The 20492-nt window shown below is 45.7% G+C and carries 22 protein-coding genes and 1 tRNA gene; 10 read left to right on the plus strand and 13 right to left on the minus strand.

All coding sequences use genetic code 11. The annotated features are described in order from the left end of the window. Positions 1–74: 74 nt before the first annotated feature. Positions 75–2003: a tetratricopeptide repeat-containing sensor histidine kinase gene (locus tag ACH3Y6_RS15260; RefSeq protein ID WP_490836492.1), complete on the plus strand. Its 1929-nt coding sequence runs from the start codon at positions 75–77 to the stop codon at positions 2001–2003. A gap of 114 nt (positions 2004–2117) precedes the next feature. Here the strand turns inward: ACH3Y6_RS15260 and ACH3Y6_RS15265 are convergent, their stop codons facing one another. The 5 genes from ACH3Y6_RS15265 to tig form a co-directional block, all read right to left on the minus strand. After that, positions 2118–2279, minus strand: a complete 162-nt coding sequence (locus ACH3Y6_RS15265; protein WP_490836493.1) for a hypothetical protein — start codon at positions 2277–2279, stop codon at positions 2118–2120. Between the two features lie 160 nt (positions 2280–2439). Beyond that, a complete protein-coding gene (gene clpX, locus ACH3Y6_RS15270; RefSeq protein WP_490836494.1) occupies positions 2440–3678 on the minus strand; it encodes an ATP-dependent Clp protease ATP-binding subunit ClpX in 1239 nt (412 codons plus the stop codon). Positions 3679–3805: 127 nt separating this feature from the next. Beyond that, entirely contained in the window at positions 3806–4441 is a 636-nt protein-coding gene (locus ACH3Y6_RS15275; RefSeq protein ID WP_490836495.1) for a ClpP family protease, read from the minus strand. A gap of 109 nt (positions 4442–4550) precedes the next feature. Beyond that, positions 4551–5243 (minus strand): ClpP family protease, encoded by a 693-nt coding sequence (locus ACH3Y6_RS15280; RefSeq protein ID WP_490836496.1) that lies wholly within the window; start codon positions 5241–5243, stop codon positions 4551–4553. Positions 5244–5424: 181 nt separating this feature from the next. Continuing rightward, on the minus strand, positions 5425–6786 hold the full coding sequence (gene tig, locus ACH3Y6_RS15285) for a trigger factor (RefSeq protein ID WP_490836497.1): 1362 nt from the start codon (positions 6784–6786) through the stop codon (positions 5425–5427). Positions 6787–7057: 271 nt separating this feature from the next. Between tig and ACH3Y6_RS15290 the strand changes: the two genes are divergently transcribed. The 6 genes from ACH3Y6_RS15290 (at position 7058) to ACH3Y6_RS15315 (ending at position 10637) form a co-directional block, all read left to right on the plus strand. Beyond that, positions 7058–7441, plus strand: coding sequence for a hypothetical protein (locus ACH3Y6_RS15290; protein WP_490836498.1), 384 nt, complete (start codon positions 7058–7060; stop codon positions 7439–7441). 122 nt (positions 7442–7563) lie between these two features. Further along, a complete protein-coding gene (locus ACH3Y6_RS15295) occupies positions 7564–8274 on the plus strand; it encodes a c-type cytochrome domain-containing protein (RefSeq protein ID WP_490836499.1) in 711 nt (236 codons plus the stop codon). Positions 8275–8285: 11 nt separating this feature from the next. Further along, on the plus strand, positions 8286–8666 hold the full coding sequence (locus ACH3Y6_RS15300) for a hypothetical protein (RefSeq protein WP_490836500.1): 381 nt from the start codon (positions 8286–8288) through the stop codon (positions 8664–8666). Between the two features lie 18 nt (positions 8667–8684). Beyond that, entirely contained in the window at positions 8685–9140 is a 456-nt protein-coding gene (locus tag ACH3Y6_RS15305) for an OB-fold protein (protein WP_490836501.1), read from the plus strand. Positions 9141–9151: 11 nt separating this feature from the next. Further along, the gene (locus ACH3Y6_RS15310) at positions 9152–9709 is read left to right on the plus strand and encodes a YceI family protein (RefSeq protein WP_490836502.1); all 558 of its coding nucleotides are present in this window, start codon (positions 9152–9154) and stop codon (positions 9707–9709) included. A 25-nt stretch (positions 9710–9734) separates the two neighbouring features. Beyond that, complete coding sequence (locus tag ACH3Y6_RS15315; RefSeq protein ID WP_490836503.1) at positions 9735–10637, plus strand: DUF5777 family beta-barrel protein; 903 nt, start codon at positions 9735–9737, stop codon at positions 10635–10637. A gap of 27 nt (positions 10638–10664) precedes the next feature. Here ACH3Y6_RS15315 and ACH3Y6_RS15320 read toward each other — a convergent pair. Both ACH3Y6_RS15320 and ACH3Y6_RS15325 read right to left on the minus strand, forming a co-directional pair. After that, positions 10665–10746: transfer RNA gene (locus ACH3Y6_RS15320), tRNA-Leu, on the minus strand. A gap of 138 nt (positions 10747–10884) precedes the next feature. After that, positions 10885–12132 carry a serine hydrolase domain-containing protein gene (locus ACH3Y6_RS15325; protein ID WP_490836504.1) on the minus strand — a complete coding sequence of 416 codons (1248 nt, stop codon included), beginning with the start codon at positions 12130–12132 and terminating at the stop codon, positions 10885–10887. A gap of 434 nt (positions 12133–12566) precedes the next feature. Here ACH3Y6_RS15325 and ACH3Y6_RS15330 point away from each other — a divergent pair, with 434 nt between their 5' ends. From ACH3Y6_RS15330 to ACH3Y6_RS15340, 3 genes are all read left to right on the plus strand, one after another. After that, positions 12567–13160: a hypothetical protein gene (locus ACH3Y6_RS15330; protein ID WP_490836505.1), complete on the plus strand. Its 594-nt coding sequence runs from the start codon at positions 12567–12569 to the stop codon at positions 13158–13160. 58 nt (positions 13161–13218) lie between these two features. Next, on the plus strand, positions 13219–14559 hold the full coding sequence (locus ACH3Y6_RS15335; RefSeq protein WP_490836506.1) for a hypothetical protein: 1341 nt from the start codon (positions 13219–13221) through the stop codon (positions 14557–14559). 90 nt (positions 14560–14649) lie between these two features. After that, positions 14650–15246 carry a YceI family protein gene (locus tag ACH3Y6_RS15340; RefSeq protein ID WP_490836507.1) on the plus strand — a complete coding sequence of 199 codons (597 nt, stop codon included), beginning with the start codon at positions 14650–14652 and terminating at the stop codon, positions 15244–15246. Here the strand turns inward: ACH3Y6_RS15340 and ACH3Y6_RS15345 are convergent. The 6 genes from ACH3Y6_RS15345 to ACH3Y6_RS15370 form a co-directional block, all read right to left on the minus strand. Next, positions 15243–15656 (minus strand): hypothetical protein, encoded by a 414-nt coding sequence (locus tag ACH3Y6_RS15345; protein ID WP_490836508.1) that lies wholly within the window; start codon positions 15654–15656, stop codon positions 15243–15245. The genes ACH3Y6_RS15340 and ACH3Y6_RS15345 overlap by 4 nt on opposite strands. 151 nt (positions 15657–15807) lie before the next feature. Then, positions 15808–17082, minus strand: a complete 1275-nt coding sequence (locus ACH3Y6_RS15350) for a DEAD/DEAH box helicase (RefSeq protein WP_490836509.1) — start codon at positions 17080–17082, stop codon at positions 15808–15810. Between the two features lie 320 nt (positions 17083–17402). Then, positions 17403–17876, minus strand: a complete 474-nt coding sequence (locus ACH3Y6_RS15355) for a GAF domain-containing protein (RefSeq protein ID WP_490836510.1) — start codon at positions 17874–17876, stop codon at positions 17403–17405. A 31-nt stretch (positions 17877–17907) separates the two neighbouring features. Further along, on the minus strand, positions 17908–18270 hold the full coding sequence (locus ACH3Y6_RS15360) for a DUF4260 domain-containing protein (protein WP_490836511.1): 363 nt from the start codon (positions 18268–18270) through the stop codon (positions 17908–17910). Between the two features lie 72 nt (positions 18271–18342). Further along, positions 18343–18924 carry a Crp/Fnr family transcriptional regulator gene (locus ACH3Y6_RS15365; protein ID WP_490836512.1) on the minus strand — a complete coding sequence of 194 codons (582 nt, stop codon included), beginning with the start codon at positions 18922–18924 and terminating at the stop codon, positions 18343–18345. 1 nt (position 18925) lies between these two features. Continuing rightward, on the minus strand, positions 18926–20431 hold the full coding sequence (locus ACH3Y6_RS15370) for a lipopolysaccharide biosynthesis protein (protein WP_490836513.1): 1506 nt from the start codon (positions 20429–20431) through the stop codon (positions 18926–18928). Between the last annotated feature and the right edge of the window lie 61 nt (positions 20432–20492).

A 20492-nucleotide genomic window follows, 5' to 3' on the forward strand; every position in this document is an offset into this window, starting at 1 on the left:
CGTATTTTATGCTATCTTCCTTTTTTATCTATTTCGTGAGACTTGTGACCAGAAATTTTTTCTTATACCTTTTTTTGTTGGTTTCATGTGTGGGCATTAATACGGGTGACCTGCGTGCTGCTGAAAATGAGAGTAACAATAACAAACTGCTGGCTGCCGACAGGAAAAAAGTGGATTCCCTGAATGCACTGGCATTCGATCAGAAACGGTTTGATGTAGCCAAAGCGCTGAACAATCTTTTCAATGCTGAAAACCTGGCACTGGCTGCCAATTACCCCAAAGGACTCGCCACAACTTATTTTTATGAAGCGGGTATCTATCACCAGAATGGGTACGATAAAAAGGCGCTTTCTACCTATTACAAGGCCAAACAGATATTCCAGGGACTGAAAGACACCCTGAATATCGCGATAGTCAATAAGGAAATTGCCACGGCCCTGTATGCAGATAGTAAATCCGATGAAGCCATACTCCTGTACGATGAATCCCTCTCGGTGTTTACACAGATGAAGGATTTACGGCAGATTGCCAATGTGAAGAACAATATCGGCCTGGTTCACCTGGACCAGAAAAAGTTTGCGGAGGCGGCACAGGATTTTACAACGGCTTTGAACATTAGTACCCAAATAGGTCACCAGTATGGAGAAAAGAAAGCCTATTATAATCTTGGGCTATTAGAAGAACGCCGCAGGAATTTTGCCATGGCGGAAACCTATTACCGGAAATCGCTTGCTATCGACAAGGAAGTGAACGATAAATTTGGTGCTGCTTTGAACGAGTTGCAACTTTCTTCCATCAGTAAACAACAACAAAAAAGAGACGAGTCGATAACTCTGGCAAAAGAAGCCTATAACAGTGCTTACCATATCTCTGCCTATAACCTGATGCGCGAAGCCTCGGTAAAAGTAATTGATGGATACCGCCAGAAAGGCGAGATTATGCAGGCTTCTGTATGGCAGGATTCGCTGGTGAATATTCTGAAGAAACAGATTGAGAATGAGAAAGAATATGCGCTCAACTACATCGAAGTGATCAAGAGCCAGAATGCCAAGAATACCAATGCGGAAAAGGATCTGGAGAAACAAAAACAGGTTCAGAAAGAACAACTGCTGATCATCACCGTAGGAACTTTTATCCTTATCATAGTGGCGGTATTGGCGGTGCTTGCATTGGTGAATTATCAGCGGCAACGCTTTTTTGGTAAGGAATTGAAACAGAAGAATGAGATCATTGAAAAGAACTCGGCTTCACTCGATCAGCTCAACAAAGAGATTTCGCACCAGAACCTTCTGCTGGAAGCGGATAACAAAACAAAAAACAAGTTATTATCCATCATCTCTCACGACCTGCGTACGCCCCTGGTCAATACCAAAGGAGTGCTGAACCTGGTAAACCAGGGAATGGTTCCGGCTGAAGAGGCTGACAGGCTGTTACAGTTGCTGGAAACCCAGTACCTGGGCACAACTTCTTTGCTGGATAACCTGCTATTCTGGATCAAAGGACAAATGGATGGTAAGCCCGATGATAAAGTGAAAGTGGGCCTGTACCAACTGGTAAAAGTACTGGAAGAAGAGCACCGTATGCCCTTGCTGAAAAAGAAAATAGAACTACGTAACCTGATAGATAAGGAACTGGCCATTGTAACAGAAAAAGAAATGATACGAATCGTTTGCCGTAACCTGATCAGTAATGCGATCAAGTTCTCTAACGAAAACGGTATCATCGAAGTATCATCCCATATTGGCGACGACCATTTCCTGTACTTGACAGTGAAAGACAATGGTATCGGTATGAGCAAAGAGACGATCGACAAAGTAAACGCCAAACAATACTACAATACAACCGGCACTTCTTACGAAAAAGGCAGCGGTTTTGGCCTGATGTTATGCCGCGATCTGCTGAATAAAGCCGGGGGAGACCTCATCATCGAAAGTGAACCCGGCGTAGGAAGTACATTCACCATCAAGATGCCGGATGAATATCGAATGATGAACAAGGAATGATGAATCTTGAATGAACAGAAGAACAGATTAACAGATGAACAAGGAACAGACGAAGGAATATTGATTATTAACCGCATTTTCGATCATCATTCATCATTCCTTGTTCATTATTTCCTAGTCTTCGCTCTTGTTGCCTGCCGCAAAGATCTGGTCTACCGCGCCACCCAGCATCGGGAATTTTTCTTTTACAAAACTGGCAATGGTTTCAATTGCTTTTTGTGCCTGTGCAGGGTTCAGCTGGGCCTCTTTCACCAGGCGCTCAATGAGTTCGTTCATGTTGGGGTCTGTTTATGTGATTGGTTTTATAGCTAACTTACAAATTGATCCTGAGTTATTACTCACGATTCACCCTGCAATATTACTTGCTGCGCATAAAAAAGCGACAAGAAGTTATTCCCATCGCTTTCTGTTATCGTTGATGAGCCTGTTGTGTTGATCAGGCAACTTTTAAAATGCTTAATTTGCTTTTGCTGAACATCTGCTCTGCATAATCAAGGGTGATATGCAGCTGGCGGATATCGGTGCCTGGCAGTTCGAACATAGCATCGGTGAGGATACTTTCGCAGATACTACGTAAACCCCTTGCGCCCAGTTTGTATTCAAGGGCTTTTTTAACCATGAAATCGAGCACTTCATCATCCAGCTTCAGTTCAATGCCTTCCAGTTCGAACAAACGGGTGAATTGTTTGATCAGGGAATTGCGCGGTTCGGTGAGGATGTTCCTCAGCGTTTCCGCATCCAGCGGGTTCAGGTGGGTGATCACGGGTAAGCGGCCCAGCAGTTCGGGTATCAGTCCAAAACTTTTCAGGTCCTGTGCGTTGATGAACTGCAGCAGGTTCTTCCGCTGGTGCTCCTGTTCCTCCTTGTTCACACTGAAGCCAATCGCGTTGGTGTTCACCCTGCGGGCAATTACTTTATCAATGCCATCGAACGCACCGCCACAGATAAAGAGGATATTCTTGGTGTCAACCTTGATCATTTTCTGCTCAGGGTGCTTACGTCCGCCCTGTGGGGGAACCAGTACTTCGGTTCCTTCGAGCATTTTCAATAAACCCTGTTGTACGCCTTCGCCGCTCACGTCACGGGTGATGGAAGGGTTATCACCTTTACGGGCAATCTTGTCCAGCTCGTCCACATACACAATACCGCGTTCGGCGGCAGCCACATCGTAATTGCAGTTCTGTAACAAACGGGTAAGCATGCTTTCCACGTCTTCGCCCACATAACCCGCTTCCGTGAATACGGTAGCATCCACGATGGCGAAAGGTACGTTCAGCAAACGCGCAATGGTCTTGGCCAGCAGGGTCTTTCCCGTGCCGGTTTCGCCCACCATAATGATATTGCTCTTCTCGATCTCCACTTCATCCTGCTGGGCTTTGCTGTTCACACGCTTATAATGGTTGTAAACGGCTACCGATAACACTTTTTTAGCTTCATCCTGACCGATCACGTATTCATCCAGGAATTTCTTAATCTCCGCGGGACGACGGACATTGAGTTTAAAGTTGGAATTGCTGTTAGTATCCTGTTTAGTCGATAATTCCTGCGCAATGATCTCCTGTGCATGTTCCACACAGTTCTCACAGATATGACCATCCTGACCGGCAATCAGTATCTTGACCTCATCCCGGTTGCGGCCACAGAAAGAACAGTGTAATTGTGATGCTTTCGCCATAATCTTTTCCTTCGCTTAATAATAATACAGACACCTTAAGGCAGCCTGGTGTTGCAAAGCTACCATAGTTCAGGGGGTCTTCGTGTAGTTTTTGGACAAAAACCGTGTAAAAACGGTTAAAATGGGCTTAGATCTTGGCCAAAACCGCATCTACAATGCCATAAGCCACAGCTTCATCGGCATTCATCCAGTAATCCCGGTCAAAATCTTTCATTACCTGATCAATGGATTTGCCGCAGTTCTCTGCCAGGATCTTGGCTCCCAGTTCTTTGGTTTTACGGATCTGGTTGGCCTGGATCTCGATATCGGCACTGGTGGCCTGGAAATACCCTCCCAGGCTAGGCTGGTGTATCATGATCTCTCCGTGCGGGTATACAAAACGTTTACCCTTGGTTCCGGCGCTCAGTAAAATGGATCCCATACTGGCGGCCAGTCCCATGCAGATGGTACTTACAGGGCTCTGGATCAGCTTCATGGTATCATAGATCACCATACCGCTGGTAACCACACCTCCGGGACTGTTAATGTAAAACTTAATCTCCTGGCCGGGTTTGTCGGCATCCAGCAGGAGTAATTTGCTAACCACCTCTCTGGCAGATTTGTCATCCACCACGCCCCACAGGTATACGGCTCTTTTTTCGAAGAAGAGTTTTTCGATCTTCTTCATCATAAAACCGGTCATGGGTTCCTGCTTTTCTTCTTTGGGCTCATTTTCCTCGCCTTCTTCCTGTAAGTATGGGTTGATGTATTTAGGGTCGATCATTGTTGTGTTTTTTTGTGAATGGTGAATGGGCAATTGTGACTCGTCAGTCGTGAGTCGTCAGTGGGAAGTTATTGACTATGTACGACTCACGACTGACGTCTCAAGATTCTTAGCTTTTCTTCTCTTTTCTCGGGTTCATGAATAATACTTCATCGATCAGTCCGTATTCTTTGGCTTCGGTAGCGGTCATCCAGAAATCACGGTCGCTGTCTTTGGCGATGGTCTCGATATCTTTTCCGGTATGATGTGCCGATATTGCGTACAGTTCCTGCTTCAGTTTCTTGATCTCACGTGCAGTGATCTCGATATCGGTGGCCTGACCGCCAATGGCGCCGCTGGGCTGGTGCATCATGATACGGCTGTGTTTCAGTGCCGTACGTTTTCCCTGGATACCCGCACAAAGCAGGATCTGTCCCATACTGGCCGCAATACCGGTACAGATCGTGGCCACATCAGGGCTGATGAACTGCATGGTGTCGTAAATACCCAGGCCAGCGTATACACTGCCCCCGGGGCTATTGATATACATCTGGATATCTCTTGTACGGTCGGTGCTCTCCAAAAACAGCAATTGTGCGGTTACGATATTGGCCACATAATCATTGATACCTTCCCCGAGAAAGATGATGCGGTCCATCATCAAACGACTGAACACGTCCATGCTGGCTACATTCAGGGGTCTTTCTTCAATGATATAGGGGGTAAGGTTGGTAAACCCGTTCTGCCGGTAATTGTGTAAAGTGGCGCTGCTGATGCCCTTGTGTTTTACCGCGTATTTCTCAAATTCTTGTCCAAAATTCATGTGTTACGATTTTCGCTTTGAAGATAAGTGATTTGCTATTTCAAGCCTGCATTCTACTGGCAAATACTGTGCAATTCGTTTTTTGCGACAACAAGTCAGGCATTCCTGACCTGTAACAGGCTTCCTGCTATAAAAAATGCCGGACCCCAGGTCCGGCATCAGTTTCTTTGCCCTGTTGGTATTAGTGGTGATGGTGGTGCAGTTTTTTAGCAAAATCATCGGCACTGATGGCTTCTTCTTTGGCTATTACCTGGCCATCCAGTACGGTGAACAGTTTGTCTGTGCTGATGCGGTGGTAGCTGTCTTCCACGAATTTGCGGTCCTGCATCATACGGTTGGCATAGTCGTCCACCCATTGCTGGTTATCGCCCAAGGCGCCTAACTGACCGCCCATATAGCTGAACAGCTGTTGTTTGGCAAAATCACGGATATCGTCGGGTACTACTTCAATCTTGTTGTCCTGTATCAGTTTGCTGCTCACCAGGGTCCATTTCAGCTGGTTAACGAAAGTTGGGTAATCAGCTTCTGCCTCTTCGGCAGTCTTGGGCTGTTCGCCACCAGTCTGTAACCAACGTTTCAGGAAGCTTTCGGGGAATTCCATTTCGGTATGATCTACCAGGTGGTGATAGATCTGGTCGAATACCTGGTTGCGGGATTGTGCGTCGAAATGTGATTCGATCTCAGCTTTAACGGCTGCACGGAAATCGTCTTCAGACTTGATCTCCTTGTTGGGGTATACCGCCAGGAAGAATTCTTCGTTCAGTTCCGCTTTTTCGATCAGGCCCACTTTGGTGATCAGTAATTTGAAATATTTGTCGCCATCTTCCTTAGTCAGGCCCAGGTCGGCCAGGATGGCTTCTTTTTCTTTGTCTTCAAAAGCCTTGTTCAGCTGTAATACAACGGTGTCATTGTTCTTTTTACCGATCAGGTTTTTGCGGAATCCTGCTTCAAAATATTTCACCAGCAGTGAATTGTCCTTGCTGATACCGCCTTCTACTTCGTTGCCATCCTTATCTGATTCAATGAATTTTACGTTCAGCACATTCTCATCACCGGTTACGGCTTCAGGATCGGTCATTTTACCGTTGCGGATCTGGAGGCGTTCTACTTCTTCCTGTACCATATCGTCGGTAACAGTGATCTTGTAACGGGTCACATTTATTTTAGAAGGATCTACCTGTACGTCGGGTTTCAGACCTACTTCAAAAGAAAAACTGTATTCGCCCGGGTTGTTCATGTCCAGCTTGGTGGCATCATTATCCAGGGGCAGGGGCTGGGCAAAGATCTCCAGTTGTTCTTTGTTCAGGTAAGCATTCAGTTCAGCTTCTACTTTACGCAATACTTCATCGCTGAAAACTCCCTGTCCGTACATTTTCTTAACCAGTCCGGCAGGCACCATACCCTTACGGAAACCGGGGATATTGGCGGTTTTGGCATATTTCTTCAGGCTTTGTTCAAAGCCGGTATAATAATCTTCTTTGTTCAGCTGAACGGTCAGTTTGTCGTTCAATAAACCAATGTTCTCTCTGGTAACAGATGCCATGATGGAATTTTTTGAATTCTTAAAATTTGGGGTGCAAAGGTAAGGGATTGTGGCAAACCCTGCTAAGCTTGCCGGTTTTTCATGAAAAAAGCAGGCTAATGTTAAATTTAGTTACCACCGGGCAGCGGGATTGGAGAAAATAGTTTCTTTAGGGTCGAAACTGGTGCAAGATCAGGTTAACGTATAGCAATATATTTTAAACTGTATAAGATTATCTTAAAAAGGGTAATCGACTGGTCAGTGGCATCAATTTTGACTTTAACCCCCCTGCATGAGGAATACGCTGCTGATAGCATTGTTGCTGATACATATTCTGGGTAATACAGAATTGCGGCAGTTATTGAGTCTGCCCAAGATCCTCGAGCATTACCACCTTCACCAGGTCATGGACCCTAAGGAAAGTTTCGCGAGTTATATCTGCGAACATTACGGGGGATACGATGGAACAGAAGGCGATGATACACAGGACCGTGAACTCCCTTTTAAGAAGGTCTTTCATCCGGGTTTGCTTACGGCCACTACGCCGCCGTTCATTTATTTCGTTACAACAGAATATTGTCTGCTGGAGGGATCTGTGTTCCCGACACCTATTCCCGAACCGGTACCGTCTCCCTATACAAATACCCTCCTGCGTCCTCCCTGCCGTATGATCTGATCTCTACCAATCTTGCATTGAACCCCGGTTCAACAGAATTTATTGAAAGACAACTGCTATTGCATGGCGCCGGTTATGGCTGTCCTGTGCAGGTAATGTCTTGATCTGTTTAAATCAATCTTATGAAATTAATGAGCGTAAACGCCAGTTTGCTGGTTGTAGTGGCCATATTGGTTTTTCTGGCCTGCAAACATGAGATCCCTTTTCCGGCAGGTACCATTGTGATAACTGAAACGCCTAACCCGGGTAGTTCAGGCCGCAGCTGCAGTCCGGATTCTGTCTATTTTGCCAATGAGATACAACCCCTGGTAAATGCCAGTTGCGCCATGAGCGGTTGTCATGATGCGGTTACCCATGCCGAGGGATTGAATCTTACCACCTATACAGGTATCCTGAAAATTGTGTCACCGCGTAAGGCTTCTGACAGTAAGTTGTATCTGGAAGTGATCCGAACGGATAAAGACCGGATGCCACCACCTCCCATGCCCGCTATGCCTGCTGACCAAGTGGCGAAGATCCAGCAATGGATCAACCAGGGTGCGGTGAATAATGTATGTGATAAATGCGATACCACTGATTTCAAATTCAGTACTGCCATCAAGCCCATGCTACAGACCAAATGTGTGGGTTGCCATAACAGTGCATCGCTGGGCGGAGGAGTTGATCTTTCCACCTATGCGGGTGTAAAAACTTCTGCCCTGAGCGGGAAACTGTATGGTTCGGTTAACTGGACTGCAGGTATCTCTGCCATGCCCAAAGGCAGTGTAAAAATGCCTGATTGCGAGATCAGGCAGATTAAAAAATGGATCGATTCCGGAACCCCCAACAATTAAACAGGTTAGTTATGAAAAAAACAATCAGTATCGTATATATCGGTTTTCTGGTGCTGTCTTTTTATTCGTGTTATTATGATAAAGCCGACCTGTTGTATCCAACGGGCTCTGCCGCCTCCTGCGATACCAGTACCGTTATGTCTTATTCACAGAAAGTGGTGCCACTGCTCAGAAACCAGTGTTATGGCTGCCATACCGCTACCGGAGGATCCGGAGGGATCAATATGTCTTCTTATGCCAATGACAAGGCGCTTGCCCTGAATGGTAAGCTGTATGGCTCTATCAATCATTCGGCTGGTTTTGTTCCCATGCCGCAGGGTGCCGCAAAAATGACCAGCTGCCAGTTATCCATTATTAAAAAATGGATCGATGGGGGAGCCTTGAATAATTAATCCAAAACCAGAAACCACATGTTACAACACAAACTCTCAAAATATCTGCTGGCCATTGTTTTGGTGCTAATGGCTGCGGGTATTTATGTATACCGAGAATACAACCGGAAAGCACCTGATACCAGTGAGCTTACAGCGGCATATGAGCTTACCGGCATGCAACTGGTACAGGCTTTCCAAATTGGGGAAGCCAATGCCAATACCCTGTATCTGGGTAAAGTACTTGCTGTGAGCGGTACGAAAAAATCTGTGGAGAGCGACAGCTCCGGAACCCAGACCCTGGTATTGGGTGATGCCGGATCTATGTCATCTGTTCGCTGCATCATGGAAAAAAGCTCTGAGGTTGCCTCGTATGCCGAAGGGAAAACTCTCACCATCAAAGGCATCTGTGCCGGGTACAATGCCGATGATATGGGCCTGGGAGCCGATGTAATCCTGAACCGTTGCAGCTTACAAAATTCTGTAAAACCTTAAATGAACCCTTTATGAAAAAAATGATCATGGTTATGCTGTCTGTTATTGCCCTGCAATCCATACAGGCACAGGATAAATATTTTACTAAAACCGGTAAGATCAGTTTCGATGCTACCGCACCTAAATCGCCGGAAGATATTGTCGGCATCAATAAAACAGTAACCTGTGTACTCGATACCAAAACCGGTAACCTGCAGATGGCGGTACTGATGAAAGCCTTTGAGTTTGAAAGGGCCCTGATGCAGGAACATTTCAACGAGAACTATGTGGAGAGTCATAAATTCCCGAAGACGGAATTCCGGGGAGCGATCCTGCCCGGAACTGCAGTGAACTATGCCAAGGATGGCGTATATCCTGTGCAGGTAAAAGGGAAACTGACCATGCACGGACAGGCCAAAGACGTAACAGCGGAAGGTAAAATTGCCGTTAAAGCCGGCAAGATACAGGTGCAGTCTGTTTTTACGGAACTGCTATCCGACTATGCGGTCGCCATCCCCACATTGGTGGCAGATAAAGTAGCTAAAAATGTAAAGATCACGGTTGATTGTTCACTGGAGCCACTGAAATAATCTCCCACTTTAATCAATGAATAGCATGAAAAAAATAATAACAAGAATGGTTGTGTTTTGCCTTTTCAGCATGTACGGGCAAAACATGAATGCCCAGGAAACGGATCTGTTGAAACTGGTGGGAGAGGATAAACCCCGGAAGGAATATGTAAAATATGCTTTCAAATCTCCAAGAGTCATCAACGGGCACTCCATGGAGTTCCTGGCGCCCGGAACGATGGATTTCCGGATCCTACACCGGTTTGGTCTGCTGAACCAGGGAGCTGATAATTTCTTTGGCCTTGACCAGGCCAGTATGCGCCTGAGTTTTGATTTCGGTCTGCGCAGGAACCTCATGTTCGGCGTTGGAAGGAGCAATTTTAAAAAAGAACTGGACGGGTATATCAAATATGCCCCCCTGATGCAAAGTACCGGTGAAGGAAGTTTTCCATTCACCGTAGCGCTGGTTGCCGGTATGACCCTGAACACCATGCCCTGGGCCGATCCCACGATCAAGAACTATTTTTCGTCGAGACTGGCTTATTATTTCCAAACCATCATCGGCAGGAAAATAACTGAAGGACTTACCCTGCAGATTTCGCCTACGCTGGTGCACCATAACCTGGTTCCGCTTCAAACACAGCCCAATGACGTATATGCCGTAGGTATTGGAGGACGTGCTAAAGTCTCGAACCGCATGGCTTTGACCTGGGATTATTTTTATGTAGCGAATGGAATAGAGACAGGTGTGAATTATCATCCCCTTTCTGTGGGCGTGGATATTGAAACCGGCGGGCATGTATTTCAGTTGCATGTATCGAATGCTGCCGGAATGAATGAACGCGCTTTTATTACAGAAACCACCAACAGCTGGTCCAAAGGGGAAGTCCGTTTCGGATTTAACCTCTCGCGTGTGTTCCAGATCAGGAAAAACAAAAAGCTCACATAGTGAGCTTTTTGCAGATGGAACAATGTGTGCGGATGATAGGAATCGAACCTACATGGGTCACCCCGCTAGATCCTAAGTCTAGTGCGTCTGCCAGTTTCGCCACATCCGCAACAACCGGGTAACTTACCCGTCAGGGGCGCAAAAATAGGTGGATTTATGAAAACTCCGGCTTTTTTAGACCCTTCGCTTAAAACAAATGGACAGCTATACACTGTCCATTTGTTTTTCTGCCGGCTCAAAAGCTTATTTAATTCGTTGCCAATGCTTCCAGGATCTTTTGGATGGTACTGTTCATGGCTTTGTTATCGGCTATCCAGCGTACCACCACTACCAGCTCATGTTCGGGGTCTACGTATACGAGGTTATTGCCGTTACCGATATGCATGAATGCGCTTGTTGGTGCATCAGGTAATAGTTTCTTGTCGGTATTCAGGAACCAGTTCATATACCCGTAATCAGTTCTGGCCGGGGTAGGAGTGAGTGCCTGTTTTACCCATTGCTCGCTCAGGAGCTGTTTGCCGTTCCAGTTGCCTTTGTGTAAGGTGAGCAGACCAAAGCGTGCCATATCATATGCGTTGATGAACATGCCACCCCCCCAATGGCCGCCACCACTTACCGATTGCACGGGTTGTCCGTTAAGTACGATCCAGGCATTGCGGTAACCCGTCCAGCGCCAGGTATGGGAAGCGCCGATGGGGTCCATGATATATTGCTGTAACACTTGTGGCAATGGTTTGCGCCATACACTGGTGGCTGCCAGGGCCATTGCATTCACCCGTACATCATTGTATTCATAAACGGTACCGGGTACATTCCTTTTCCGGTTGTACCATTTGGCGGGATCGGGATCAGGCCTGTCGGCCCAATCGGGTTTGCCCCAAAGGGTGCCTTCCCAATCACTGGTCTGCCGCAGCAGGTGGTCCCAGGTGATGGTCCTGTTGTGTTCCGTATCGAAGGTACGCAGTAACTGCGGCTGACCATACGATTCAGCAGGCCGGTTTACCTGACCGGGCGTGAACAATTCTATCGGTGGCACATAGGCTGCAACAGTATCGTGTACGCTTCTGATCAATCCCTGGTCAACAGCAAGTCCTACAACGGTCGATAAGAAACTTTTGGTGACACTATGCGTCATATCGCATCGCTGGGGTTCGCCCCAACTGGCCATCAGGTAACCTTTGTAGATGATCAGGCCCGTAGGCTCACCTCGTTCTGCAAAAGGGCCAATGGCTTCTCCAAAAGGTTCTTTGCCGAAACTCTGGTAATGGCTGCGTTCCATGTTTCTCGGATTCCGGCTTTCGGCAGCCTTGGCAATCGTAATAGCTTCCTGGATCTTTTCACTGTTTACGCCAAGTTCGGCGGGTGATTTGTTTTCCCAATGCTGTGCAGAAGGGAAATAGGGCTTGCTGACTGCTGCCGGAATATTTTTTTTCTGGCTAAAAACGATGCTGCTGATACAAAGGCAGCCGGCAAGGATGATTTTGGGAACTGTCATACCTACTAAATTAAGAGAAATAAGGACCAGAAGGCTTCCCACCCGGGTAAAACGGACAGAAACTGATTCAATAGTTATGAGCTGAATCATATTCTTTTGTCCGGAGCCCCGAAAATTAACGGAAGTATATTTAATTTTTATATACTTAATTAAAATCTTTGTCGTTATAATAAGTGATCTTAAAGAAATGACAATGGGATTACAATGCTATTTGAAGTATTTGTGCAAAATAAATACGGTGTAATAAAATGTTTATCAATGTATTATGAAGAAATTATTAACAAAAAAAGAGGGATGTCATGTTAAAGTATGATATAAATCATATTACCGTTTGATGTATGTCATATTCAGCGGATAAATGCCGGACTAAGTTTGTACCGTCAAATCAAAAAGAATAATAGCAACCACACTTAATGAACCTTAAATCTATTTTTATGAATCTCGTACTACCAACCACACCAAAAAAAGTCCTTGCCCTCGGCGTATCTCTTCTGTTGTTTATAGGCGCTTTTGCACAGGTTAAATACAGTAATAAAAATGCTGCCAGCCTGGTAGTAAGCGGAACTTCTACTTTACATGATTGGGATATGAAATCTGCCCAGGGTAACTGCGAAGCCACCATTACCTTAAATGCAGCAGGTGCTTTAACCGCCCTGAACGGACTGTCTTTCTCTACCAATGCACTTGAACTGAAAAGTGGTAAAGGTGCCATGGATAAAAATGCCTACAAAGCTCTGAAAACCGATAAGAGCCCCAATATCACTTACACAGCTGCTACTTCTACCGTTTCTGGTAGTGGTACAGATTACGTGGTAAAAACAAACGGTAAGCTCACGATTGCCGGCGCTACCCTGGATGCAGAAGTGATTGCTACCTGCAAGGTACATCCCGACAAAACTGTTACCGTAACCGGATCTAAAAAGATCAGCATGAAGGATTTTGGAATGGTTCCGCCCAGCTTTATGATGGGTACCATCAAAACCGGAAATGATGTGACTTTGAAATTTGATTTCACACTCAGTAAATAACCAATAACTCAATAACTAAAACAGTAACACTATTGTTTGTAAACCCAAACTATTTTTTATGAAAATGCAAATCAACAGGTTTAAATCAATGCTTGGTTTCGTCTTGATCGGGGTTCTGCCTGTAGCCCTGTACGCGCAACAACCTAAAATTTCTAACTTCCGCCCTTATGATAAAACCGGTATCAACCAGTTTGAAACCTTAAAAAGCGACACCGTTCCTTTTACCGGATTAACGATCAGATGGGGTGCAGGTTTTACACAACAGTATCAGAACCTGAAACACGAAAACCCATCTGCCCTGAACAATACCGGTACTGGTGCTAACCGCCTGTATCCCATTGCTCCAGGTTTTATGACCGCTCAGGCCAACTTATTCATGGATGCACAGCTGGCTGATGGTATCAAACTGAATGTGACCAGTTACCTGTCTTCTCGTCACCACAACGAGTACTGGGTAAAAGGTGGTTATATCCAGTTCGATAAGCTTCCTTTCAAAGGCAAAACATGGGATGATATCATGAAAGTGGTAACCCTGAAAGTTGGTCACTTTGAAGTGAACTACGGTGATCAGCACTTCCGCAGATCAGATGGTGGTCAGACACTGTATAACCCATTCATGGATAACCATATCATGGACCAGTTTGCAACTGAGATCGGTGGTGAGGTATATGTTCAGAAAGGCGGTTTCACTGGTATGGTGGGTATCACCAATGGTATGATCAAAGGACATATCGATTCAGTGGCAGCTACTACTCAGGATGCTAATGTTAACAGGAATCCTTCACTGTACTTCAAAGGTAGCTATGATACCAAACTGGATAAAAATGTAAGACTCCGTTTCTCTTTGAGCCATTACACCAACTCCAGCCAGGCAGGTAGTGGTCTGACACTGTATGGTGGCGACCGTACCGGTTCTAACTACCAGCAGGTGATGGAAAAAGGTGTGCCAGGTTCTTTACCAGCATACACTGCCGTTGCTTTCTCTGGAAGATTTAACCCAGGCTTCAGCAAAAAGATCGCTGCAACTATGTTCAACGTATTCTTTAAAGCCTATGGACTGGAACTGTTCGGTACTTTGGAAACTGCAAAAGGCCGTACCAAAACAGAAGTTGAAGACAGAAAAGCCAATCAGTTCGTGATCGAAGGTGTATACCGCTTTGGTAAAGATGAGAACCTGTTTGTAGGTGCCAAATACAACACCGTAACAGCCAGACTGGCCGGTCAAACTGCAGATGTGAAAGTGAACAGAACTTCTTTTGCTGCCGGTTGGTTCCTGACCAAAAATGTGCTGATGAAAGCTGAGATCGTTAACCAGAAATATGTTGATTTCCCAACCAGTGATTATCGCTCAAGTGGTAAATTCAACGGATATGTGATCGAAGCGATCGTAGGATTCTAAATTATTGGGTTTTTTTATAGTGTATAATAGCCGGATGAATTAATTTCATTCGGCTATTGTTTTTCAGCTTTTTAAAGCGGCACGGGCATAATGAGAAAGAACTGGTTCTACCTGATACTGTTGATCGTATTACCCGGATTTAACAACCCGGAGAACAGCAATGCTACCTGGGTGGTAATGCCGGGCAGCAGCTTGTCGGTAAATGGCAGTACCAATATCAATACTTTCCAGTGCGAGATAACCAATTATTCCCTGCCTGATACCATTACCTGTGCACCCAAAGCCCCCAAGGGGCAGTTATTACCCATGCAGGGCCGGCTGATGCTGGATATCCTTTCATTCGATTGTCATAATAAAATGATGACGAATGACCTTCGTAAAACACTTAAATACAAGGCCTACCCGCATTTATCCATCCGTTTCATTTCCATCAATAGTTTTCCCGATTTCAAGAATCCTTCCAAGATCACGGGGATCGTAGATATCAGCCTGGCGGGGGTTACCAAAAGATTTGAGATCTCTTACCTGTTCTCGCAGGACAATACGCAGCTATTGCACCTGAAAGGTGACAGGGTGGTGAACTTCTCGGACTTTAACCTGGTTCCGCCCAGCAAACTGGGGGGCATCATCAAAGCCAAAGATGAGCTGAGTGTAGAGTTTAAACTGAAACTGAAGCCCCTGGGTTAAGGATTCATCTTCGCGAAAATAATTCCCGCCACACAAGACTGGAAACAACCAAAACCAAGCCAGGACAATACCATGGTCTCAGATACATCTATCTGGCTGTAGGTCATCCACAAAATGGGTAACAGTCCGGCGATGGTATAAGCCAGGCCAAATTCAAGTCCACGAAGCACAAAATGACCGTGAAATACTTTTTTGGAACGTTCCCAGAACCAGGAAAGGGCAAAACTGATGAGTAAAGCATGGGAATAAAAGAAAAAATCCCTTGACCTGTCGGAGATAAAAACATTACTAAGGTACTCAACAAAAAAGCGGCTCATGAATGGTATGGTGACGGCTACAAACAACCCGCCATAAGATAGGATAGAAAGAACAATACCCGCTACAAGGCCGCTGATAAGCACTTTTTTCATGTCCCGAATTTACAGTTGAAATTAGTTTTTTTTGAGCAGATAGCAACGTACAACAATAGTATTTCTCCCATAAAATGAGGGATAACCGAAATGAAAATGGTCCTGCGCAGATCACGATCGCAATCTGGCAGGACTATTTGATAAACTTCTATTATTTACCGCGGTTGGCGGTCTGCTGCCCCTGATACCTTCTCGGATCACCGCCACGGAACGAACGCCTGTTGTGCTGCTGGCGCTGGTTTTGTGCAGGATGTTTTGGCTGTGAAGGGTAGGAAGCCAGGGAGGTATCGCTCATGGCATACGGGTGTTCGGTTACCACAGGAACCGTATTGGCGATCAGTTTCTGGATATCACGCAGGAACTCTTTCTCTTCCATATCGCAGAAAGAAAAAGCGATGCCACTGGCACCTGCACGGCCGGTACGGCCGATACGGTGTACATAGGTTTCGGGTACATTCGGTAATTCGAAATTGATCACGTGAGAGAGGTTGTCTACATCAATACCCCTTGCGGCAATATCGGTAGCTACCAGTACACGGGTTTGTCCCGATTTAAAATTACCCAGTGCCCGTTGCCTGGCATTCTGCGATTTGTTACCATGGATGGCTTCGGCGCTGATGCCGTTGCGGCTAAGGTCTTTGACCACTTTATCGGCACCGTGTTTGGTGCGGGTGAATACCAGCACGCTCCTGATGGCCGCATCTTTCAGCAGGTGCACCAGCAGGTGTTTCTTATTTTCTTTCTGTACAAAATAGACCGACTGCTGAATGGTTTCGGCGGTGGAAGAAACAGGCGTTACTTCTACTTTGGCCGGATTGTTCAGGATGGTGCTCGACAGCTTTGCGATCTCTGTTGGCATGGTAGCCGAGAAGAAAAGCGTTTGTCGTTTGGCTGGTATCTTGGTGATGATCTTTTTTACATCGTGGATGAAACCCATGTCCAGCATGCGGTCTGCCTCGTCCAGCACAAACAGTTCCAGTTGCGCCAGGTTGATGAAACGTTGTTCCACCAGGTCCAGCAAACGGCCGGGCGTAGCGATCAGGATGTCAACGCCATTGCGTAAAGCATTGGTCTGGGGTTGTTGTGACACGCCACCGAAGATCACCAGGTGTTTCAGGTTGAGGTGTTTGCCATAGGCGGCAAAACTTTCATCGATCTGGATGGCCAGTTCGCGTGTGGGCGTTAAAATCAGGGCTTTGATGCCTTTGTTGTTGCTGCCGGCCATTTTCCGCTCGTGCAGGATCTGCAGCATGGGAATGGCGAAAGCGGCTGTTTTACCGGTTCCGGTCTGGGCACAACCCAAAAGATCCCTTCCCTGTAAGATCATGGGAATAGATTGCTCCTGGATGGGTGTGGGGGAAGTGTAACCTTCAGTCTTGAGCGCACGTAATATGGGCTCGATAAGATTCAATTGTTCGAATAACACAATAGATATTTTACATAAATGAACACCTGAAATAGCTCAGATGCTATATAACCTGCCCGTAATTGACTTGATGAAACTTTGTCACGGAAGAGTGATCAGTCTGTAGAGAGAGTATATGAATGAGGCAAAGATAAGGGAAAAATAATTAATGGGTTGTTAAGCTTGGGAATGATGAATAATGAACAGATTAACAAGGAATGATGAATAATGAACAGATTAACAAGGAATGATGAATTATGTATGATCGGAGGAGTTCTTTGATATTCATCATTACTTCATCATTCATGATTCCTTGTTCGTCTGTTCCTCTGTTCCCTTGTTCAATTGCTGATGAATGAAACGATCGTTTCCAGGTGGGTTTTGTCGGTTTCGTCAAACCGGTCCAGCCGTTCGCTGTCTACATCCAGTACACCCCAAACGGTTCCGTTATTGATCAGGGGAACTACGATCTCTGATCTTGACAGGCTGCTGCAGGCGATATGCCCCGGAAATTTTTCTACATCCGGAACGATCAGTGTCTCTGCTTTGGCCCAGCTGGTGCCGCATACGCCGCGTCCTTTGTTGATCCGGGTACAGGCCACAGGTCCCTGAAATGGCCCAAGTACCAGTTGTTCTCCTTTTACCAGGTAAAAACCTACCCAGAACCAGCCAAACTGTTCTTTCAGTGCGCCGGCGATATTGGCCAGGTTGGCTACCATGTCAGTTTCACTTTCAATCAGTGCTTTGATCTGTGGTATCAGTGCCTGGTATTGCTCTTCCTTGCTTCCTTGTATGATGGTAAGGTCTTCTGCCATAAATAATGTGTAGGTACAAAATTAGGAGATCTTAGGTAGCTTTGCCGATTTTGCCAAGATGGGTATTATGAAAATTATCCGGATATTTCAATCCATACCCCATGGCGCGGTCAAAACTGCTATGGGCATAAAGAAGGATGCCTATTAAAAGGAGTATATCGGTATGCATCAGATAACCTGATAACAGTACTGCCAACGCTATGGCCTTGTGATGAAACAGGTTGTAACAGATAGCTCCTGTTCGGGGAGAGATGAGATACCCCAACATGCTGATATCAGGAGACAGAAACAGCAAAGGCCAGATCCACCAACTGAAGGAGATGGGCTGTTGTGATAAAGCGACCAGGGCTATCAGCATCTGGGCAAGTTCTTCTGATTGTAATGTCTTTTTCATAGTGTCTGGTTCTGATTGCAAAAATCGCCAGACCTATAGAAGATGTCGTTAACAAATGATAAGAAAACAACGCTATTGTTTTTTTGCGACCCGATTACGGATGCGGCTCAGACTCACAGGTGTTATGCCCAGGTAATTGGCTATCAGGTGTTGAGGAATGCGTTCGAGGATCTTTCGTTTGTTGCTGTTCAGCAATTGCCGGTAACGTTCTTCTGCACCAAACATTAGTAAACCGGTCATTCTTTCCTCCAGACCGGCAGCCAGGTATTCAGCTATCAATCTTCCGAATCTTTCCCAGGAATGGCTTTGTTGATAACATTCCTTCAGTACAGAATAGGGAAAAACAATCAGCGTAGTATCTGATAATGCTTCAATACTTAACGCCCCCGGTTTACCGGTTATACAGCTGATATAATCGGTAACGAAACTGTTCTCAAAATAAAAATAAGTAGTCTTTTCTTCTCCGTCTTTTGTATAGTAATGGCGCATGCTGCCATCAGTCACAAAACCGATTTCCCCGCAAACCTTGCCTTCTTTGGTAAACAGCTCGTTTTTGGGGATCATGCGTTGTAAGAGATGCGGTTCCAGCATTTCCCAGTCAGCTGGCGAGATGGGAGTGAACCGTTCTATATATTTCCTGAGTTCCTGGAACATCTTACCTGATATATTTTCCGATCACCGGAAATTTTTGGAATTCCTTTTTCTCGATCAGCAGGATGAACCAGCACCAGGTGGATAATAATACAAATCCCAGTCCCAGACTGAAATAGACATGCGGGAACCAATGCGTTACAGCTTTATGGGCCAGGAATAACAATACAACAATGGTTCCGTATGCGATCAGTTTTTTGGTTGCATAGGGAACCGGGTAGGCTTTCTGCCCCCATCGGTAACTGATCACCATCATGGTTCCATAACACAAAAAAGTGGCCCAGGCGCCTGCCATATAACCGATATGGGGAATGAGTGTGTAGTTGACGCCAATGGTAATGGCCGTTCCGATCAATGTGATGTAAGTGCCTGCAATGGTGCGGTTGCTTAATTTGAACCAGATACTGAGGTTGTAATAAATACCCAGAAAGATATTGGCCAGCAACAATATCGGAACCACCGCCAGGCCCACACGGTATTCAGGGCCAATCAGTCTTGACCAGACCGGCAGGAACAGGCTTACGGCCAGGAACATGGTGGTGACCACAATTACAAAGAATTTCATTACCCTGGCATAAGTCTTCTGCGGATTTTGTCCTTCTGCCTGTTTGAAAAAGAAAGGCTCTGCACCCATCCGGAATGCCTGGACAAACAGCGTAATCAGTAAGGATAATTTATAACAGGCATTATAAATACCTACCTGTTCATTCCTGAATTCCACAGTGCCGGGTAACCAGGCTTTCAGCATCAGTCTGTCAAAAGTTTCGTTGATAATACCTCCCAGGCCAACGATCACCAGGGGAAGGGAATAAACCATCATTTCTTTCCATAGACGTGTATCGAAACTGAATCGGACAAAGGATAACTCTCTGCTGAGTAATAACAAGGTCAACAGGCTTTGCACCACATTGGCGATAACTACGTATACAATAGGGTTCTGGTTGAAATCGAAAAATGTACCGACCCAGCTATCCGGGTTTGCCTGTAATTCTGCTGGGCAATAATTAACCAGAAACCAGACCAGCAGCAGGTTTACAAAGATCCCGATCACCCTTACAAATGCATATTTGACAGGTCTTTCTTCCTGCCGCAATTTGGCAAAGGGGATCACGCTCAGTGTATCAAGTGCAATGATTGCGATAGTGAGTGTGGCTATTTCCGGTATGTCGGTAAAACCGCTGATATTTCCCAGCAGGCCACGGTTGAGCCAGAGTAAGCCAGAAAAGATGATGGTAGAAAACAGGATAGATAAGAAACTGGTGCTGTAGATCGTTTGTTGGTACTCCTTTTTTGCCGAAAAACGGAAATAGGCCGTTTCAAAACCATACGTGAATAGCACACTTAATACCGGTATGGCAGAATACAATAAACTTTGTCTCCCGAAATCGGCCGTTCTCACATGGGGCGAATAGGTAAGTAAGGGCGTTAACAGGTATCCCATGAACCTGGCTGCTATAGAGCTGAGTCCATACCACATCGTTTGTCCTGCCAGTTTCTTTATCCCGCTCAAATTCTATTGGTTTATTGATTGTAACCATCCACCCATTCACTCATCCACTCATTGCTAAAGT

This window comes from Sediminibacterium sp. FW305-C-269 (assembly GCF_058231045.1).

Coding starts and splice junctions, on each gene's coding strand:
- ACH3Y6_RS15300 (WP_490836500.1), top strand. CDS start 8,286: ATGAAAAAAACAATCAGTATCGTATATATCGGTTTTCTGGTGCTGTCT.
- ACH3Y6_RS15360 (WP_490836511.1), bottom strand. CDS start 18,270: ATGAAAAAGACATTACAATCAGAAGAACTTGCCCAGATGCTGATAGCC.
- ACH3Y6_RS15265 (WP_490836493.1), bottom strand. CDS start 2,279: ATGAACGAACTCATTGAGCGCCTGGTGAAAGAGGCCCAGCTGAACCCT.
- ACH3Y6_RS15280 (WP_490836496.1), bottom strand. CDS start 5,243: ATGAATTTTGGACAAGAATTTGAGAAATACGCGGTAAAACACAAGGGC.
- ACH3Y6_RS15310 (WP_490836502.1), top strand. CDS start 9,152: ATGAAAAAAATGATCATGGTTATGCTGTCTGTTATTGCCCTGCAATCC.
- tig (WP_490836497.1), bottom strand. CDS start 6,786: ATGGCATCTGTTACCAGAGAGAACATTGGTTTATTGAACGACAAACTG.
- ACH3Y6_RS15330 (WP_490836505.1), top strand. CDS start 12,567: ATGAATCTCGTACTACCAACCACACCAAAAAAAGTCCTTGCCCTCGGC.
- ACH3Y6_RS15365 (WP_490836512.1), bottom strand. CDS start 18,924: ATGTTCCAGGAACTCAGGAAATATATAGAACGGTTCACTCCCATCTCG.
- ACH3Y6_RS15340 (WP_490836507.1), top strand. CDS start 14,650: ATGAGAAAGAACTGGTTCTACCTGATACTGTTGATCGTATTACCCGGA.
- ACH3Y6_RS15335 (WP_490836506.1), top strand. CDS start 13,219: ATGAAAATGCAAATCAACAGGTTTAAATCAATGCTTGGTTTCGTCTTG.
- ACH3Y6_RS15305 (WP_490836501.1), top strand. CDS start 8,685: ATGTTACAACACAAACTCTCAAAATATCTGCTGGCCATTGTTTTGGTG.
- ACH3Y6_RS15290 (WP_490836498.1), top strand. CDS start 7,058: ATGAGGAATACGCTGCTGATAGCATTGTTGCTGATACATATTCTGGGT.
- ACH3Y6_RS15325 (WP_490836504.1), bottom strand. CDS start 12,132: ATGACAGTTCCCAAAATCATCCTTGCCGGCTGCCTTTGTATCAGCAGC.
- ACH3Y6_RS15295 (WP_490836499.1), top strand. CDS start 7,564: ATGAAATTAATGAGCGTAAACGCCAGTTTGCTGGTTGTAGTGGCCATA.
- ACH3Y6_RS15315 (WP_490836503.1), top strand. CDS start 9,735: ATGAAAAAAATAATAACAAGAATGGTTGTGTTTTGCCTTTTCAGCATG.
- ACH3Y6_RS15345 (WP_490836508.1), bottom strand. CDS start 15,656: ATGAAAAAAGTGCTTATCAGCGGCCTTGTAGCGGGTATTGTTCTTTCT.
- clpX (WP_490836494.1), bottom strand. CDS start 3,678: ATGGCGAAAGCATCACAATTACACTGTTCTTTCTGTGGCCGCAACCGG.
- ACH3Y6_RS15355 (WP_490836510.1), bottom strand. CDS start 17,876: ATGGCAGAAGACCTTACCATCATACAAGGAAGCAAGGAAGAGCAATAC.
- ACH3Y6_RS15275 (WP_490836495.1), bottom strand. CDS start 4,441: ATGATCGACCCTAAATACATCAACCCATACTTACAGGAAGAAGGCGAG.